Consider the following 17,687-nt stretch of genomic DNA (forward strand, 5'->3'; position numbering starts at 1 on the left):
CTGGCGGCTGTCAGCCGGTCCGCCGGAGCAGGCGGGTCAGGCCGTACAGGTTGAAGGCGGCAAACCCGATGAACATCACCACCAAACCAATGGCCCAACGGGTGGTGCTGGGGGCCTCCGCGTCCACCAACAACCAGGCGTCCGCCGGCATCTTTCCGGCGCCTGCGGATTCCACCGCGTCGTCCAGGCCCGAGTGCCGGAGCCCAGCGCTGCCCACCGGCACGAAGCGACCCACGAACGACGTCGGTGGTACGAAGCGCGGACCCTCCATGCCCTCGGGCACCCGGATCTGCACCCAGATCTTGTCGTTTCCCGCGACCGGCGCGAGGCGGTAGGAGTCGCTTTCCAGCGGCCGGTGGTAGCGGATGGCCTGAGACGAACCCAGTAGTGCCTCACCATGCACCCAGGTATTGGCGAGCGCCGCCGAAGGCTGTAGCTCGCTCAAGTTCCCGAGGTCCTTCGGGGGACCGGCTTCCAGGCTGTAGGCGGCCTCACCGCTCAGCGTCCACGCCATTGCCAGGGCCACCAGCGCCGTCACGCTCATGCTCACGAGAGTGAGCCGGCGCCCGGGCCGGCGCGGCTCCGGCAGGGCCTCGAGATCGGGATCCCTCGCGGGAAGTGCCAGGGATGGCAGCTCTGCGGTGTCGGGCGGGCGGCTCATGGTTGGGACGAAAGGCTCCGACAACGCCGATACGGCCCAGGTTCCGGCCTGGAAGGAGCCACTTCCGTCGGTATAGCGCGGAATGGGTCCCAAAGGAGGGTGAACGGACGCTCCGGGGGCCGTACCACCGCGTTTCCAGTGGCCCGCGATCTGTGCGAGAGTGTCCTCCGTCGACGGGCGTAAGCCCCCTAGCCGACAGGCACTTTTCGGATGGCTCAGGTCAAAAAGATCATCTGCCCTTCCTGTGGCTTCAAGAACACGGCCCCGCTGCCCAACAACCGTTGTGTTTCCTGCGGCGCCAAGATCGATGACCTCAAGCGCGTGCTCTCCCGCCAGGAAGAGCTGGAGCGGCGCTACCAGCAGGAGGGCTTCAGCCCGCTCTGGTTCGGGGTATCGCTGGTGGTGATGGGCGTGCTCACCGCCGCCATCGTCATGGGCTTGCCGATGGTCGTGCCCGCGCTCGACTTCGAGGGCTCTGCCGGCATGATCATGGCGATCCCCGTGTGGTTCGTCGCGGGCCTCTTGGTGGGTCTCATCTCACCCGGCAAGACCTTCATCGAGCCGGTCGTGGCGTCCTTCTTGATCGCCATCCCGACCGCGTTCCTGCTCTTCCGCTCCCAGACCGTGAAGACGATGCCGGCCTTCATGTACATCCTGATGGGTGCCCTCGGAGTGCTGTTCACGTTGATCGGCGCCTACATTGGCGAGCGTATCCAGATGGGTCCGCCGCCCAAGGCCGCGGACTGAAGCGCGCGCTGCTTTGTTTGCTGCTCGTCGCCGGCGTTGGCTGCAACGACGAGAAGAAGCAGGCGGAACGCGCCGCTGTGGAGCGGGTCTCCTTCGCCGTGGGAGAGCTGCGGGAGGCGGACGAAGCTGCCAAGGGCCCGCGACTCGCGGCGCTCAGAGCGGTGGACTGTGGCGCCACCCCCGCCTGCGAGCTCCAGACCCTGTGCGCCAACGCGTATGCCGCCCACATTTCGGGGGTGAGCAAGACCCACGCGGTGGCGCGCAGCCTGGAGCAGGACGCCGGCGTCGAGACCGCGGAGTCTGCCGGCAAGCTCCTCGAAGTCGCTGAACGCGACGTGAAGAAGGCCAAGGAGCTCACCGGCAAGTGCGCCGACCTCGAAGGCGAGCTTCGTCGGCGCTACGGACTGTGACTCACTTCTTCGGGGGCTGAGGGCCACCCTTGGGCAGGGTCAGGTTTGGGATGGCGCGGAAGCCCGGCGGCGCCACGATGCCGCGAACGCCCGGCGCCACGGGCGCCGGCGCCAAAGTGGGCGCTGCCGTCGGAGGCACGTAGCCCTTCTCCGCCCACAGCACCTTTCCAAAGCGCGTCGCCTTGTGGAAGTTGCCTTGCCCCAAGATGGGAGACCACGCGACGCCGCCATTGTTCTGCATCGCGTAGAAGTTCATGCGCCAGGTATCGCCAATCTTGGGCGGCGCTTGCTTGGCCTTGTCGAAGGACTTCCACGGGATCATCGCCTCGACCACGTAGCCCTTGTCCTTGTCCTCGGGCTTGTCCAACGTGCCGTCCACGGTGACCGCGCTCTTCAGCTTCGCCGACCACTCTTGGTGGCCGAAGGGGCCGTCCGGCTCCTTCTTGGGCGAGTTGTAGGCGTCGAACTGGGAATCGAACACGAGGTTCTGCGGGTTGATCTGGATCTCGTAATAGTCCTTGTTGTCCCCGTCGCCGTCGGGGTCGACCATCACCTCCACCGTGTCCTTCGTCCACAGGTGGGGGTCCTTGTCCTTCTTCTTGAAGCCGCCAATCACGTCCTGGTCCTTCACGTCGAAGCCCAGGTAGATGCCGTCGTCGTCCCACAGCACCTTCACGCTACCGTTGACGGGAAAGCTGGTGTTCGGGCGACCGGTCTTCACGTCCACGAAGGGCCCCGCCATCGGTGCGGCGCGCCAGGCCTCTTCGTCGAGCTTGCCGTCGATCTTGATCTTGGTGCCCTTCTCGAGCTTGTCCACGCGGAGGGTGGGAACGCGGGTGTTGGCTGCCGGCTGCTTGGCGGCGCTCACGCCCGTGGGGATGTTGGCGACGATGCCGCGGTTCTCGCTGTCACGAGGTCCCGCCTTGATCTTCAGGCGGTCATTCCCTTTCCACACACCGGTGACGAGCTGGATCTTGCTCGTCTTGACGTTGTTGGGAACGACGAACTCCTGCTCGTCCACGTACACCTTGCCGGGCTCCCAGTTGCTGGGATTCAGCGCCTGGTGGGAGCCCCGCCACTCCCGGATGGGACCGACGTTGTCGATGTTCAGGATGCGCTCACCGGAACCGTCCAGCACGTGGGTGAACAAATTCCAGCCGTCGTCCAGCTTGCTGTCGCTGTGCCAGTACATGATCACCTTGACCTTCTGGCCAGGCTTCACCGTACCGGTGGGCTCGATGCGATAGCCGAGCAGCGTCAGCTTGTCGTCGAAGTTGATGTTGAGCTTCACCGGCATGTTTTCCGGTGCCTTGTCCAAGACGAAGGACTTGAGGCGCTCTTTGTCTTCCTTGCTCGTATCGTTGGAGCCGCCTACGCAGGCGGTCATGGCAAACGCTGCGAGAAGCAGTGCGCTCGTGATGGTGCGTCGCATCGATTCCTCCTGAATGCTCGAGCCGCGGCGGTGCACCGCCGCGCTCCCACGCCTCGCTGAGCTACTTCTGCTCGGGCGCGTTCTGGGCCACCGGCTTCGCCGGTCGAACCCCGGTCTTCACGTGGGCGATGATCGCGCGGTTCTCGCGATCCGACGGTCCACTGATCACGCTCAGACGAGCGTTCCCCTTCCAGACGCCGACCACGACGGTGACCTCGGGATCACTGACGCCGCGCGGCATCTCGAACTCTTGCTCGTCCACGTACACCTTTCCAGGTTGCCACGCGCTGGGCGGGAGCGCTTGCGTGCCGCTGGCACCCCGTTCCCGCAGCGGACCGACATTGTCCACGTTCTCCAGCCGCTGCCCGCGGGCATTCACCACGTGGGTGAACAGGCTCCACCCCGGCGTCAGTGGCTCCACCGATCGCCAGTAGAGGACGAGCCGCATCTTCTCTCCCGGCCGCACGATGCCGGCCGGCGTCAGCTTTGCCCCCACGATGTGAACCTTGCCACCGAAGTCGATGAAGGTCCGATCCGTGAGATCGCTGGGGATGTCGTCGAGCACGTGGGTCGCGAGGGCGGCTGGCACCGGCTCCGGGGCTTTTTGAGGCTTGTCCGCGCACCCGACCGTGGCCAGGAGCCCCATCACGATGACCCACGCTCTCATCACTTCTTCCCCTTGCTCTTCTTGCGCGCCGCACGCTCGCGCTTGCGTTGGTTCTTGCGCGCGTTCTTCTCGGACTTGCTGAGCTGGCGCATGCGCGGCGTCTCCGCCTGCATGCCCGGCAACCCCATGCCCGGCATGCCCATTCCCGGAAATCCCATGCCGGGCATTCCCGGCATTCCCGGCATTCCCGGCATTCCCGGGAACTGCCCGCTCTTCATGGCTTTGCGCATGTTGCGCGCCTGCGCCATGCCCTTCAGCCCGGGGATGCGGCCGAGCAGTCCCATGTCCCCGCCCAGGCCGCCCATCATTTGCTTCATGAACAGGAACTTCTGCACCAGCTCGCTGACGCCCACCTCGGGCTGGCCGGAGCCCTTCGCGATGCGTTTCACGCGGCTGGGCTCGCGCACCAAGGCGTGGGGATCGCGACGCTCCTGAAGCGTCATGGATTGGATCATGGCCTCGATGCGGACGAGCTCCTTGTCGTCCAAGTTCACGCCCGGCGGCATCATCCCGCCCATGCCGGGGATCTTCTCGACCAGGTCCTTGAGCGAGCCCATTTGCTGGATGGTGCGCACCTGATTGAGGAAGTCGTCCAAGGTGAACTCCCCGCTCATCATGCGCAGGGCGTCTTCCTCGGCCTTCTTTTGGTCGATGACCTCTTCGAAGTCCTGAATCAGGCCGACCACGTCGCCCATGCCCAGCACGCGGCTGGCCATGCCTTCCGGACGGAACACGTCCAGCTTGTCCGTGGTCTCTCCCAAGCCCATGAAGGCGATGGGAGCGCCGGTGACCTCGCGCACGGAGAGCGCTGCGCCGCCGCGCGCATCGCCGTCCAGCTTGGTCAGCACCACGCCGGTGATCCCCAAGCGCTCGTTGAAGCTCTTGGCGGTCTGCACCGCGTCCTGGCCGATCATCGCGTCGACGACCAGGTAGATGTTTTCGGGCTCGATCGCCGACTTGATCTTGGAAAGCTCTTCCATCAGAGCTTCGTCGATCGCGAGGCGGCCGGCGGTGTCGTAGATGACGACGTCGCAACCGAGCTTCTTCGCCTCGGCATCCGCCTTGGCGCAGATGTCCACGGGGCTCGCGTCCGGGATGTTGAAGACCGGCACGCCGATCTGCTCGCCTAGCACCTTGAGCTGCTCCACGGCGGCGGGGCGCTGCATGTCGGCGGCCACGAGCAGCGGCTTCTTGCCCTGCTTGTCGAACCAACGCGCGAGCTTGGCCGACGTGGTGGTCTTACCGGAGCCTTGAAGGCCGACCATCATGACGCCGGTGCGCTGGCCCTTGTCCGCGAAGGCGACGGGCTCGCCGTCGGTGCGCATCATGTCGACCAGCTCGTCGTGACAGATCTTCACGAACTGATCGCCGGCGGCCACCTTGTGGGTCTCGCCGCCCGCCTTCACGCGGGTCTGTACGGTCTGGCCCAGAGCCTTCTGCTCCACGCGGGCCAGAAACCGCTTCACCACACCCAGCTCGACGTCCGCCTCCAATAGCGACAGCCGAACCTCGCGCAGTGCGGGCTTGATGTTGTTTTCGTTGAGCTCGGTGAGCCCCGCGAGACGGTTTTGCGCCTCGCGAAATCCTTTGGTCAGCGCCTCGAACACGACAGGCTGCGGGTATTACCACAACTGCCGGGGGTCATGGACAATCGGGCGGTTTGGCCCCACCGCGCTACATCTCGCCCCATGAGCCCCCGCCGGTGGATCCCCCTTCTGGCCCTGTTTGCCACCTTGACGGCGTGTCGTGACGAGCCCAACCGCCTCGACCCGGTGCCCGAGGCCCTGAAGGGGCGCCTCGCCGTGGCACGGGCCGCCGCCGCCGATCTCAAGAAGACCCTCGGGGGCCGTCTCACGGCCGCCATGAAGGACGGGCCGGACAGCGCCATCGACGTGTGCGCCAAGGAAGCGGAGAAGCTCAGCGCGGAGGTGGGGGCTCGCCACGGCGTGAAGATCGGACGTAGCAGCACCCGCTTGCGCAATCCGAGGAACGCCCCGAGCCCATGGGTCAAGGACTACCTCGATGGCGCGGCGGGCAAGATGGTCCGAGACCTGGCGCCGGCTGCCTACGACTTGAAGGATGACGTTGGCGTGGTCCTGCCCATCGCAACCGAAGGGCTGTGCGTGACCTGTCATGGCAAGATGGAAGAGCTCACGCCCGCGGTGCGGACGGCCCTCGAGCAGCGATACCCCACGGATCAGGCGACGGGGTTCGAGCTGGGCAGCCTGCGGGGCGTGGTGTGGGTTCGGCTCGCCAAGAAGTAGCACTCACAGGTCGTTGCAGATCGCCGGCAACGGCTTGTCGGGTCGCGCGTTGATGCACGCTCCAGGAACGCCCGGCGGCGCCGACAGCGGCTTCTTCACCAGGGTCGTGCCCTGTGCCATCGCCGTGCGCCATGCCGCGGCGGTTCTGAGCGGAGGGTCGCTCGGCAGGCCCAGGCGCTGCTGCACCACGTGCAGTTGCTCGTCCGTCAGCTTGGGCAAGTCGCCGCCGAAAGACCAACCGAGCACCCGCCGACACCTGCCGCAGCTCACCAACGAGAACCACAGCCGCTCGCCTTCCAGCGCGAGCACCAGGCTTCGTCCCGGCATTCCGCCGTCGCTCGCGCTTTCGTGAATCACCTCGGCGCTCGCGGGAGGAATGCCCTGAACCGTGTCGACCATCGCCCACACGCCGGTGACGCGCCCGCTGGCATCGCAAAACACGGTGCTTCCTCGGCGCCCTGCATCCGGAGCGGGGCACGCGCCAGCGAGCAGCGTGAAGGGTTCCGGCAGCTCCGAACGAGCGGCTCCGGAATCCGTTGGCGTGGACGCATCGGGAACGGCATCCGCAATCGTCGCCGAAGGCGGCGCATCGGGCACGGAAACGGCGGGCGCCGGTGGCGAGCTCTTGGGGCAGCCCGCTAGCGCGAGGGAGAGCGCCAACAGCAGGGCTTTCGCGCGAACGTCCATGGCTTCACCATAGCCGAGGTCTTGTCGGTCCGCCGCGGAACCGAGCGCGACGCCCACAATCACGGCTTGCGCGCGACGACGCGTTCGTAGAGCTCCCGGCGCGACAAACCGGTCTCGCGCGCCAGCTCCCGGGCTGCATCCTTCGCGGACGAACCGCTCGTCAATAGCTCGTCGATGCGCGCGTCGATGTCCGTCTCCGATACGCGCACCGGTGCGTCTCCGCCGACGCCCAGCACCAGCGTGATCTCACCGCGCCACGTCGGCTCCTTGGACAGCTCCGCCACGGTGCCGCGGCGCGCCTCTTCGTGGAGCTTGGTGAGCTCGCGGCACACGACCGCGCTGCGCTCTGGGCACAGCGCGGCGAGATCCTCGAGCGTCGCAGCGGTGCGGTTCGGCGCTTCGAACAGCAGCACGGGGTCCGGACAGTGCGCGATGCGCTCGAGCAGCTCTCTGCGCTTGCCGCCGCGTCGCGGCAGAAACCCCACGAACCAGAAGCTGCTCTCCACCAACCCCGAAAGAGCCGCGGCGGTGGTCACGGCGCTTGGGCCGGGGATGACACTGACGGCGATGCCGCGGGCCGTTGCTTCACGAACCAAGGCGGCGCCCGGATCGCTCACGCTCGGCATGCCGGCGTCCGTGACCAACGCGGCGCTCTCACCTTCGAGGAGCAGCTGGAGCGCGCCCTCGATGGCGCGCGTCGAAGCATGGGCGTCCAGTGCCACCAACGTCTTCTTGGTGATCCCCAGGTGGGAGAGCAACGCCCGGGTTCGACGCGTGTCTTCGGCGTACACGCGAGGGACGCTCTTCAGCGTCTCGATGGCGCGCAGCGTGACGTCCGACAGATTGCCGATCGGCGTGCCGACGATGAAGAGCGTGGCCAACGGCGATTCGGACTAGCCGCTGACGCCCACGGCATCACCCAGCGTCTCGCGCAGGTACTCCCGGAGCCGCCCGGCCAAGCGCGCTTCCAGCTGACGGACCCGCTCGCGCGACACGCCGAACTCGTTACCGAGCTCCTGCAGCGTCATTGGGTCGTCCTCCGCGGCAAGTCGCTTGTCGAAAATGGCGATGTCCTTGCCGCTGAGCGTCTTGCGGAACTCCTCCAGCCGCTGGCGCACGATGTCCTGGATCTCGTGGCTCTCGGCGAGCTGGTCCGGGCTGGCGGAGGATGCCGGCAGAAGCTCCACGCGGCTGGTTTGACGGCCGTCCGACTCGCCCACCGGCGCGTCCAGCGAAGCGTCCGCGCGGGAGAGGCGGCGATCCATCTCCCGCACTTCCTTCTCCTCCACGTTGAGCCGCTTGGCGATCTCCGCGTGCGAGGGCTCGATGCCCATGGCCGTGAGCTTCGCCTTCTCCTTGCTGAGATTGAAGAACAGCTTTCTCTGCGCCTGGGTGGTGCCGATCTTCACCATGCGCCAGTTGTTGAGGATGAAGCGCAGGATGTAGGCGCGGATCCACCACGCGGCGTAACTGGAGAGCTTGACGCCACGGTAGGGGTCGTAGCGCTTGACCGCTTGCATCAACCCGATGTTCCCCTCCTGCACCAGGTCCATCATGTTGCGGTAGGCGCGCCGGTACTCGTACGCGATCTTGACGACCAGACGCAGGTTCGCGGTCACCAACCTCGCCGCTGCATCCACGTCCTCGGTCTCGGCGTAGCGCACGGCCAGGGTGTGCTCTTCATCTGGTGTCAGCAGCGAGTGGCGCTGGACCTCGCGCATGTACGCGGCCATTGGATCGAGCCGCGCGAGCGACCCGGAGGTCTTGCCCTTCTGCGCCTTGGCCGGAACGCTGGTGTCGTCAATCACCTCTGCGGTGGTGTCGATGACGGCCTCGTCCGCCAAAGCGTCGTCCGACAGATCCTCCGATTCTTCCGATTCTTCGTCCGAGTCCTCGCCGTCGGCGTCCAAACGCGTCTCCGGGGGCTCCGAGTCACGGGTCACTCGCTTGGATTTCGAACGTGTTTTCGGCTTTTTCTTGGCGGCCACTCAGGATCTCCGCGCGCTCGAAGGCCCCTGAGGGTGTGTCTCAGCTGCCGCGGCGTCAAGCGCAGCGCGTGGGGAAGCGGGATTGTCGCGGCGTCAGAACGTGCCGGACACGCTCACGGAGCGCGGGCCGATGTCCACGCGCGGTACGGTGGACAGAGCGGACTTCTCCTTTTTCTTGTCGCTGAGGAGATACAGCGCCGTACCGGTGCCGAGGCCCACGATGCCGACGACCAAGCCGACGTTGGCGACCGTTTGGTACGTCTGCCCGGTGTTCTTGTCGCTCTCGAGGGACGAGGGACACACGCCGTTCTTGCACTCGTCCTCCAGCTTGCTGTGCTTGGAGTTGTTCAGGAGCCCGAACACACCGAAGGTGACGATGCCTGCGGCACCCACGCCGCCGGCCACGTAGGACCACGTGCGCATGTCCCACTTGCTGGAGTCCGTGGACACCTTCGTGCCCTCGTCCTTGGGCGGGGGAGGCGGCGCGGCCACCTCCGGGGCCAAATCGATCGTCGGGGCGCTTCCCGCTTCCGCGTTGATCTCCTTGACCGTCTCCTTGCCAGACGCTTGCACCAGCTCCACGCGCACCATGCCCGGCATTACGGGCAACGGTTTGCTCCAGTCGCTTTGGGGGATCTCCTTGCCTCGGACCTTGACCACGTCTCCAGGAGCGGTCCCGCTGACGTTGAGCGTGAGCAGCGCCAGCTTGGCAGCGAGGTCGTCGCGCTCCTTCTGCGCTGCCGTCGCCGCTTGCTCGTACTTCGCGTCGACCTTGGCGGCGGCTTCGGCCTCCGGGATGGTGTTGTCGAACTCGACGTAGGCTTCTTCGAGGCGGTTCAACGCCACCAGCTCGCGCGCGACCATGAGGTGGGAGTTGGGGCTGGCAACGGCGCCGTAGGATTCGCGAAAGGACGCGAGGGCTGCCTCGTGGTCACCCTTCTCCGCGGCCTTGGCGCCGGCGATGAATGCCTTCTGCGCCGTGCTCTTCTGTTCTGCCGTGGCGCTTTCCAGGTTCGCGCCCTGGGCGAAGGCGCTGCCCGTGAACGAGACGGCGCCCAGGCACAGCGAGGCGCCGAGGATCAAGGCGGAGAGCTTGTGAGATCGGTTGGATTCGCGCATGGCTGGGTTCCTGCTCAGATGCCTTTCGGGACGAACGGCTTGGGCTTGGGCTTGGGACGAGGCCGGGGCTTGGGATTATAGACCGGCTTCGGTTTCGGAGTCTCTGCCACCGGCTTCTCTTCTTCCGGCTCGGTCTTTTCTTCTTCCACTGCGCCAGCGTCTTCTTCCGGCTCGGTCTTCTCTTCTTCTACCGTTGCCGAAGGCGTGGGCGCAGGAGATGGGGCGGGTGCCGCGCTCGGTTCGGGCTTGGTGGTGGCCGCCGCGCTCGTCGCCGGCTTCTCTTCGCCCTTCGGCTTTTCGTCTCCGCCCTTCAACGCGGACGCCACCACGGCGATGAGCAACAGAGCGGCTGCGCCTCCCACGATGCCGAACACGTACCTGCGGGCCTTCTGCGTCCGCTCGTCGACGATGGAAGGAGGCATGGGCTCCTCGTCCTCGTCGTCGTCCTCGCGTGCTTCGGCCTTGTCTTCCGCGTCCTTGTCCTTGCGGGGGGGAGCGTCGTCGAGGGATGCACCCGGCGGCGCGATCCAGGCGACGGCGGAGCTCTTTTCGTCCTTCTCTTCGGACTCCTTCGCCTCGTCCTTTTGCGCCGGCTTCTTTTCAGGCTCCTTGGCGCTCTCGCTTGCGGTTGCCTTTTCCGTTTCCTTCTTGGCTTCAGGCTCCGGCGCAGGGGACGCCTTGAGGACGTCCATGAGCTTCGGGGGCTCGTCCGCGACTTCCGGCTCGTCGCTCTCGATCGCAATCTGAAGCGAGATCGGCGCGGGCTCGTCTTCGCTGGCGGCCGGCTCTTCCACTGCCTCCGCCGTGGGCGTCGGAGAGCCCAACATCTGGGTCTTCAAGTGCTCGCGGGTCTCGTCCTTGGCTTCCGGCGGCTTGGGAGACGCCTCGGGTGGCTTGGGAGACGCCTCAGGTGGCTTGGGAGACGCCTCGGGTGGCTTGGGAGACGCCTCGGGTGGCTTGGGAGACGCCTCGGGTGGCTTGGGAGACGCCTCGGGTGGCTTGGGCGGCGGTTCGACGGCCTTCGGCGGCTCCAAAACCTCCGGGACACTGGGCGAGCGTACCGACACCAGGTCCTCCGGCATCAGGCTCTTCACCTCGATATCCTCTTCTCCACCGGGGGGCGGATCCGAGGGGGCTACGATCTCGAGCAGCTCGGAATCGAGGGACTCCATCTTCTGCCGTGGAGGCGGTGGTGGCGGAACCGGTGCTCCACCGCCCACGGGAGCGATGCCGAGGAGCGTGGCCTTGCGGCCGCCTTGGGGAGGCGGCGGGGCCGCTGCCGGAGCCGGCGGCTTGGGCCGCGCTGGCGGAGCGCGATCTGCGATCGACTTGCGTTCCGGACGCGACGCGCTCTTGGCCGCGCCGGTCGCGCGATCGATGACCTTCTGGCGGGTGGACAGCGTGTTCCCGGCCAGGTCCTCGACCAGCTTCGCGACGTCTTCTACCGTGGCGACGTCCGCGGCGCCCCGCAGCGCTTCGACCATCTCTTCCACGGACTGGTAGCGCTCGTCTCGGGAGGGGCTTATCGCTTTTTCGACGACATCGGCCACGCTCGACGGGATGTCGTCGCCGCCGACGGGCTTGGTCGCGTCCACGCGTTGTGTCGTGCCGGCTTTCACCTTGTCGGACACCGCCGAGTGGGTCGAGCCCACGTACAGGCGCTTGCCCGCGAGCATCTCCCAGAGCATCACCCCCACGGCGTAGAGGTTGGCGCGCAGGTCCAGCGTTTCGCCGTCGAGCTGCTCGGGAGACGCGTAGGCGGCCATCTCGGGGTGGCGCGAAAGCGGTCCCACCTTGGTGGCGGGTCCGGCGACGCCAAAGTCCAGCAGGCGCACGGAACCGTTGCGACACACGAGGACGCTGTCCGGCACCAGACCGCCGAGACCGTAGCTGGAGCCGCCGCCCGTGTGCGGCATCGCCTGGGTGTCCGCCTGATGCACGGCATCCAGCACTTCCAGAGCGATCTTCAACGCCACCGGCACCGGGATCGCCTTGCGCTTGAAGCTCGAGAGCCGGAGCAGCGACCGCAGCACCTCGCCCTCGGCGTAGGGCATCACGATGCCCAGCTCGCCGTCGGTCATCACCACGTCCGCAGCTCTCGCCAGCGTCGGGTGCTGTACCTCCAGCGACCACCACGCTCCTTCGGACAGATGGTCGATTTCGTCGGGTGTGACCGGTGCAGACGTCGGCACCCGGCGAATCATGACCACGCTCGAATCCTCGGATTCAGGACTGTGCGCAGCCCAAAGTGCGCCGAGCTGACCCTTGGCCACCTCGGCGATGAGCTCGTAGCGGCCTAGTGTGCGTGAACCGCCGGAACCGGACCCCAAAGCCATTGGCTCCACGATACTCCGAATCCCGGATTTTGGCTCACTTTGCGCCGGCGGCTCCCGCGCTTTGTCGGAAATTCCCGGCTACGTCGGCTTTCACCCGTCTTGTCGATCCTCGCGGCAGAGCACGAACCAGGCGTTCATCGGTTTGCCGTGCTTGTAGGCCCGCCCGATGCTCATGTGCTCGCTGACCTTGCGCATGTAGTCCTTCATGTGGGCATACACGAAGCGACCGAGCTTGGCCTCGTTGGGAATGATCTCGGGCCAGCTGTCGGGCTTCTTCGGCGGGGTGCGGGTGTAGTCGATGACGTACCCCGTGGGCGGGTCCTTCTCGTCGTCCGTGCCGTGAGCCACGTAGTAGCCGGGCCCGGTGGCCCAATCGAGGGACTGGTGGTTGTAGCCGTAGAGGTCCCCGGACTCGTCGTCCGACAGACAGAACCGCTTCTGGAAGAAGTTGTGCGCGGGCAGCGAGTTCTTGCCGTGATGGATGACCTCCAGCAGCGGCTCCGTGCCCGAGGGAACGAAGTGACCGGCGTCGACGGCGTCTTCGGCGAACATCTCCCACAGCAAGCGTTGCTCTTCCGGCTTGATGCTCATCACCGTCCACAGCCGGCTCTGTGGATCCATGCGGTCCAGCGTTTCGCTGATGCGCGCTCTGGCGTGGTCGTCGTGATGGCCCAGGAGCAGGGTTCGGAACTTCACGGGGCGCGACTATAACGCGCTGCGGAAAAAGCGCATCCCGCATCCGTCAGGGGTGTCGGGGCGCGACGGGAATCGCGCCGGACCGACAAGAAATCACTGAAGCTTCACGGGGCGGCCAGCGGTGGGCGTCTCCGTGAGGAGCACGATGCTGGTCAGCGGCTTGCCTTCGAGCTTCTGCGTGGACGCCGCGAGATCGTAGGCCAGACCCCACTCGATGCCATCCGCGGCGGAAACGAAGAAGATGCTCGATTGCTTGCACGCCTTCGCGTAGCGCTCGATGGTCTCGCCCGTCATGGTCAGATCGGGACCGGCGAAGCCCTTGGCGCGCTTGCTGGCGGTGCCCCCGGACAGCTTCCAGATGGCGGTGCCGCGATCGTCGAGCACCATGCCGACGACGGAGCAGGGCGCAGCTTCCGGAACCGAGCGTTGAGGCGTAAAGGGCAACTCCTTCGGATACTCCTCGCGGGTGTCGGTCTTGATGAGGATCTTGGTGGCACCGATGTCCGCGAGCTCCTGCACCATGGTCACGACCCAGGACATCTTCGCCTTGCGCACGATGGAGAGCGTGGCCTCCTTGCCGTCGTAGGCGGCCTTGTTGTCCTGGAGCTCTTTCTCGAGCTTGCTCTTGCCCTCCGGCTTGTCGAGCAAGATGCGCGTGAAGCCGACCTTGGGACCCATGTCGTCGATGGCCAGCTCCGGGGGACCCTTGGGCTTCGGAACCTCGGTGATGGGCGGCGGCTCCTTCGTTTCCTTGGGTGGTGGATCGAAGGGATTCTTTTGCGGCTTGTCGTCGCAGCCGAAGGCTACGAGAGCCACACCGACGAGGACCGGGATGGAAAGGCGCATCGCGAGGATTTCAAGCGGCGCGCGCCCGAGGGGTCAAGTGTTAGCGCAGGTCGTTGCAGAGGGGCTCGGTGGGGCCGAGCGGTAGGTCGTTCACACAAATACCGGAGCTTGCGCCCTGGGCGATGGAGCACAGACCGCTCTGACAGCCGCTACTATCGGTACAGGATTCCGAGTTTCCGGCCTTTGTCTGGCAGGTTTCGGTGCCGCTGAGGCCGAGGCACTGCAGATCTTGCGCGCAGGGCTTGTCGGCACCGCAGGAGGCGCCCACGGCGGCCCGCGTCAGACAGTTGTTGCCGTCGCAATAGTGCGTGTCGGGACACACCACATTGGCGTCGGAGCAGGGGTCGCCGCCGCTGGCCATGACTGGGATTTGGCAGCTGCCCTGGGTTTCTCCGGGGCGGATGATGCAGTCGTAGCCCGAGAGGGTGTCGCAATCCGAGCGCTGGGAGCAGGTTTCGCCTTCGCCAGAAGGTCCGTTGCTGAGCACGTTGCAGGGCGCCGCGAAGTTGCGGACCACCAAGACCTCTGCCGCCGTGAGCTTGGCGTCCGAGTAAGCCTTCTTGACGGCTTCCACGCAGGCCTTGGCGTTGTCCCCGTCCGACGTGTAGTTGGCCGGCAGCGCCGAGAGGCAAAAGGCCGACTGCGCGTCCACACAAGCGGCGGTGTCCGTTCCGCCCCCGGAGCACTGGCCAACAACGGTCTTGTTGCAGGCGGCTTTGGCCCACAGCGTGCAGAACTCGGCTTCCGTCGCGTAGGGGTCCTTTGCTGCGGTGCCGGACTTCTTGCTGGAGCAGGCGGTGGCGGCGGCAAAAAGCAGGAGGAAGGGCAGGGTTCGATGGATCAAGGCCATGGCTTCGACGTTGGACGATAGCTCAGGCCACCCTATTCGGCGACAAACCTACCGTGATGGTACGCTCGTGAAAGCACCGTGAGCTCACCGAGCGTTCTCCCCACGCGTGGGCGGATTCCGTCCCCGCTGCACGCTTTCCTGGCGTGGCTCACGGCGGCCTTCGCGTTGGTGGTTGCCAGCTTGTCGATGGCAGCGGCGGCAGCGGCCTCGGTGGCGGCTCGAGGTGGCGATCCCGTGAAGGTGCTGGGCGACCCGCAGCGCTCGCCGCTGGTCGCCGAGCCGCTGTGGATTGCTCTCGGCACCCTCGCCAACGAGCTGGCGACCCTGACGGCGGTCGGGATCTGGTGGCTGTGGCTCCGGCCCCCGCGCCGCGCGGTGCTGCCGCTTTCTACGCCGAGCGCGGGTGGGCTCTTGGGCGCGCTCCTGGTGGTGTTCGGCCTCGCGCCCTTGGCGGAGGTCGCGGGTGAGCTCGTGCATCGCGTGGTGCAGAACGACATCACGGCTTCCAAGGTCGTCATCGCCGCGGCGCGGGGGTCCACGCCCGGACAGTTCGCATTGATCTTGGTGTGCCTCGCGCTGTTGCCGGCGATCGCGGAGGAGATCCTGTTTCGTGGCTTTTTGACCTCCGCCTTCGAAAAGCGCTTCTGGGTCGCAGTGCTCGTTCCCAGCGTGCTGTTCGGCATCTTCCATTTGGAGCCGACGCAGGCTGCGGGGACCGTGCTGCTGGGTGTGGGGTTTGCGCTGGCTCGTCTGTGCACGGGCTCCCTGATCACCAGCATGCTGGCCCACGGCATCTACAACGGAGCCGTGCTGGTGGCGCTGCGCTACGCGGACGTGGTCGTGGATCGTCAGATCGAGCCTTTGCCCGTGTTGTTCGGCCTCGTGCTGTTCGGTCTGGGATTGACCGTTCTCCTGCGCCAGCGTCGCGCGTCAGCTGCCGAGCCAGGGTAAGAAGCTGGCTCCCGTCGCGCGCTTCACGAACCAGATGGCGGCGACGATGGCCACGGCCGCTGATATTGGTACCAATACCGCGCGCTCGTACCATTTGCGGCGCGCGGCCAGGGCGAGCAGCGGGAACACGACGGTGACGATACAGAGCTGGGCGAGCTCGATGCCGACGTTGAAGGAGAGCAGCGCCCACACGGCGCCTCGCCGTGGGAGCTCCGTTTCGGCGAGCACGGTCGCGAAGCCGAAGCCGTGGACAAGACCGAACAGTGCGGCCGTGAGGGTGCGGAAGCGGGCGTCGCGCCGGACGAGGTTCTCGATGCCCACCACGACGATGGACAGGGCGATGATGCTCTCGGTGATGCGCGGGTCCATGCGCACCCAGCCGAGGCCGGCGGCGATGAGCGTGACGGAATGCCCCAGGGTGAAGCCGGTGACGATGCCGGCCATGCTGCGATAGCCGCGGGCGACGGAGCGCTGCCGGCACACCAGCGCCGCGGCCACCAGCAGGGCGATCACGAACAGCACGTGGTCGACTCCGGAGAATACGTGGAGCATGCCGAGCTTCACGAAGGAGCCGAGCACGGAGGTCATGCGTGGGGGCGTGCCGATGGCGCGCTCCTCGGCACCGATGCGAAAGACCCAGGCGGCGCCGTCGATGGCGCACACGCTCTCGCTCGCCGGATCCACGTCGAGGCGCCAGCTGTTGCGCAGCGTGACCGGCCCCGCTGGGCACGCGAAGTGAAGCTCGGCGGCGACCGCGGGCTCGCCCTCGCGGCTGACGATCTGGTAACTGCCGGGCTCGACCTGGCACGCACCGCCGGGGGTGCGAGCCTGCACGCGATCCTCCAGCTGCTGGAACAGCCGCGGCCGCGCCATTCGGAGCTCCTCTGCGCTGGGCGTGCGCGACGAAAGGCCCAGGCTCGGCACCAGGTGCGCCGCCGTGGTCTCCACCGTGACGTCCACGCCGCCGGGGACCGTGCGCACGGTGCAATAGCTCCTGCCGAGCTGGTGCCCCAAGGCTGTGCTCGACCAAAGGATGACGAGCAACGCAACGAGCGTGCGGAGCATCTAGTCGGCTTTGCGTCTGGCGTGCCGCGTGCGGAGTGCCACTTCGAAGCGCGCGCCGCGGCCGTCTTCTGGCCTTGCGAGGGTCAGGTTGCCGTCGCTTCGGTCCAGCAGGCGCCGCGATACCGCGAGCCCTACTCCGCTGCCACGGCTCGCCTTGGTGCTGAATAGCGGCTCGAATACGCGCTCAGTGAGGTCTCGAGGCACACCCGGGCCGTCGTCTTCCACGCTCAGGGCGATGGGGCTGTCGGCGCCGTGCACCTGGAGCCGCACGTGCCCTCGGGCGTCCGTGGCGTCGACTGCATTGGTGAGCAGATTCAGGATGACCTGCTCCAGATCGCGGCGGTCAGCCAGGGCTTCCACGGGTTCTGCGCGCAACTCGATCTTGCACTGGTGCCTCCTTCGCACGAGCCCAACGAGCTGGACGCAGTCGCGAGCGAGCTCGTCCAAGGCGAACCAGGTTTCATCTCGAGGACTGTCCGTCCGGGTGGCTCGCTGCATCAAGTCACGGCTGAGCGTGTCGAGACGCTGTATCGCGTGCGAGAGGTCCTCGAGGGACTCGCGTTGCTCATTGGAGGTCGTCGTGGTTAGCAGCAGATCGACGTTCAAACGCATCGCGCCCACCATGTTCTTCATTTCGTGAGCCAGCGCCGACGCGATCTCGGCCACGTTGGTCGCATAGTGCGCTCGCGCCGTCTCCCCCTCGACCGCCGCGAGCTCTCGCTCGATGCTCACCAGGCGCCGCAGGTGATGGCGCATGGCGACGAACAGCAGCAGCGCCGTGACCAGGACGAAGCCGAGGCCCTTTGTGATCTCGGTCGCCGTCTGAGTCTCGGGATTGGGCGCGACATCGCCGGCCCAGGCACTGCTGAGCACGATGTACGCGCCGCTCGCCACGGCATATCCGATCGCCACCACGGCGGCCCGCGCCGCAACTCCCAGGGTCTTTTTCGTCCCCACGGTCGGGAAAC

At 66.5% G+C, this 17,687-nt stretch carries 18 protein-coding genes; 4 read left to right on the forward strand and 14 right to left on the reverse strand.

The window, feature by feature from the left end; translation table 11 throughout:
- Positions 1–10: 10 nt before the first annotated feature.
- Positions 11–661, reverse strand: a complete 651-nt coding sequence (locus tag H6717_23615; protein MCB9580035.1) for a hypothetical protein — start codon at positions 659–661, stop codon at positions 11–13.
- Positions 662–871: 210 nt separating this feature from the next.
- Between H6717_23615 and H6717_23620 the strand changes: the two genes are divergently transcribed.
- Both H6717_23620 and H6717_23625 read left to right on the forward strand, forming a co-directional pair.
- On the forward strand, positions 872–1,408 hold the full coding sequence (locus tag H6717_23620; protein MCB9580036.1) for a zinc ribbon domain-containing protein: 537 nt from the start codon (positions 872–874) through the stop codon (positions 1,406–1,408).
- A gap of 17 nt (positions 1,409–1,425) precedes the next feature.
- Entirely contained in the window at positions 1,426–1,818 is a 393-nt protein-coding gene (locus tag H6717_23625; protein ID MCB9580037.1) for a hypothetical protein, read from the forward strand.
- A 1-nt stretch (position 1,819) separates the two neighbouring features.
- Here the strand turns inward: H6717_23625 and H6717_23630 are convergent, their stop codons facing one another.
- From H6717_23630 to ffh, 3 genes are all read right to left on the reverse strand, one after another.
- On the reverse strand, positions 1,820–3,250 hold the full coding sequence (locus H6717_23630; protein MCB9580038.1) for a carbohydrate-binding family 9-like protein: 1,431 nt from the start codon (positions 3,248–3,250) through the stop codon (positions 1,820–1,822).
- A gap of 61 nt (positions 3,251–3,311) precedes the next feature.
- Complete coding sequence (locus H6717_23635) at positions 3,312–3,917, reverse strand: hypothetical protein (GenBank protein MCB9580039.1); 606 nt, start codon at positions 3,915–3,917, stop codon at positions 3,312–3,314.
- Positions 3,917–5,524 carry a signal recognition particle protein gene (ffh, locus tag H6717_23640; GenBank protein MCB9580040.1) on the reverse strand — a complete coding sequence of 536 codons (1,608 nt, stop codon included), beginning with the start codon at positions 5,522–5,524 and terminating at the stop codon, positions 3,917–3,919. Before ffh ends, H6717_23635 begins: the two co-directional genes overlap by 1 nt.
- A gap of 81 nt (positions 5,525–5,605) precedes the next feature.
- Here ffh and H6717_23645 point away from each other — a divergent pair, with 81 nt between their 5' ends.
- Positions 5,606–6,181, forward strand: coding sequence for a DUF3365 domain-containing protein (locus tag H6717_23645; protein ID MCB9580041.1), 576 nt, complete (start codon positions 5,606–5,608; stop codon positions 6,179–6,181).
- 3 nt (positions 6,182–6,184) lie between these two features.
- Here H6717_23645 and H6717_23650 read toward each other — a convergent pair whose 3' ends face one another.
- The 8 genes from H6717_23650 to H6717_23685 all read right to left on the reverse strand — a co-directional run bounded on the left by H6717_23650 (position 6,185) and on the right by H6717_23685 (position 14,703).
- Positions 6,185–6,868, reverse strand: coding sequence for a hypothetical protein (locus H6717_23650; GenBank protein ID MCB9580042.1), 684 nt, complete (start codon positions 6,866–6,868; stop codon positions 6,185–6,187).
- Between the two features lie 59 nt (positions 6,869–6,927).
- The gene (gene rsmI / locus H6717_23655; protein MCB9580043.1) at positions 6,928–7,749 is read right to left on the reverse strand and encodes a 16S rRNA (cytidine(1402)-2'-O)-methyltransferase; all 822 of its coding nucleotides are present in this window, start codon (positions 7,747–7,749) and stop codon (positions 6,928–6,930) included.
- A gap of 12 nt (positions 7,750–7,761) precedes the next feature.
- The gene (locus H6717_23660) at positions 7,762–8,601 is read right to left on the reverse strand and encodes an RNA polymerase factor sigma-32 (protein ID MCB9580044.1); all 840 of its coding nucleotides are present in this window, start codon (positions 8,599–8,601) and stop codon (positions 7,762–7,764) included.
- A 348-nt stretch (positions 8,602–8,949) separates the two neighbouring features.
- Entirely contained in the window at positions 8,950–9,975 is a 1,026-nt protein-coding gene (locus tag H6717_23665) for a hypothetical protein (GenBank protein ID MCB9580045.1), read from the reverse strand.
- A gap of 14 nt (positions 9,976–9,989) precedes the next feature.
- The gene (locus tag H6717_23670; protein MCB9580046.1) at positions 9,990–12,185 is read right to left on the reverse strand and encodes a protein kinase; all 2,196 of its coding nucleotides are present in this window, start codon (positions 12,183–12,185) and stop codon (positions 9,990–9,992) included.
- Positions 12,186–12,401: 216 nt separating this feature from the next.
- On the reverse strand, positions 12,402–13,007 hold the full coding sequence (locus H6717_23675; protein ID MCB9580047.1) for a hypothetical protein: 606 nt from the start codon (positions 13,005–13,007) through the stop codon (positions 12,402–12,404).
- 93 nt (positions 13,008–13,100) lie between these two features.
- Positions 13,101–13,853 carry a biopolymer transporter ExbD gene (locus H6717_23680; GenBank protein MCB9580048.1) on the reverse strand — a complete coding sequence of 251 codons (753 nt, stop codon included), beginning with the start codon at positions 13,851–13,853 and terminating at the stop codon, positions 13,101–13,103.
- Positions 13,854–13,893: 40 nt separating this feature from the next.
- Positions 13,894–14,703: a hypothetical protein gene (locus tag H6717_23685; protein MCB9580049.1), complete on the reverse strand. Its 810-nt coding sequence runs from the start codon at positions 14,701–14,703 to the stop codon at positions 13,894–13,896.
- A 78-nt stretch (positions 14,704–14,781) separates the two neighbouring features.
- Here H6717_23685 and H6717_23690 point away from each other — a divergent pair, with 78 nt between their 5' ends.
- The gene (locus H6717_23690; GenBank protein MCB9580050.1) at positions 14,782–15,654 is read left to right on the forward strand and encodes a CPBP family intramembrane metalloprotease; all 873 of its coding nucleotides are present in this window, start codon (positions 14,782–14,784) and stop codon (positions 15,652–15,654) included.
- Here H6717_23690 and H6717_23695 read toward each other — a convergent pair.
- Positions 15,634–16,719, reverse strand: a complete 1,086-nt coding sequence (locus tag H6717_23695) for a HupE/UreJ family protein (GenBank protein ID MCB9580051.1) — start codon at positions 16,717–16,719, stop codon at positions 15,634–15,636. The two genes, H6717_23690 and H6717_23695, sit on opposite strands and share 21 nt — an antisense overlap.
- Positions 16,720–17,676: a HAMP domain-containing histidine kinase gene (locus H6717_23700; protein MCB9580052.1), complete on the reverse strand. Its 957-nt coding sequence runs from the start codon at positions 17,674–17,676 to the stop codon at positions 16,720–16,722.
- Positions 17,677–17,687 lie beyond the last annotated feature (11 nt).

The sequence above is a fragment of the Polyangiaceae bacterium genome (genome assembly GCA_020633235.1).
Lineage (GTDB): Bacteria > Myxococcota_A > Polyangia > Polyangiales > Polyangiaceae > JACKEA01.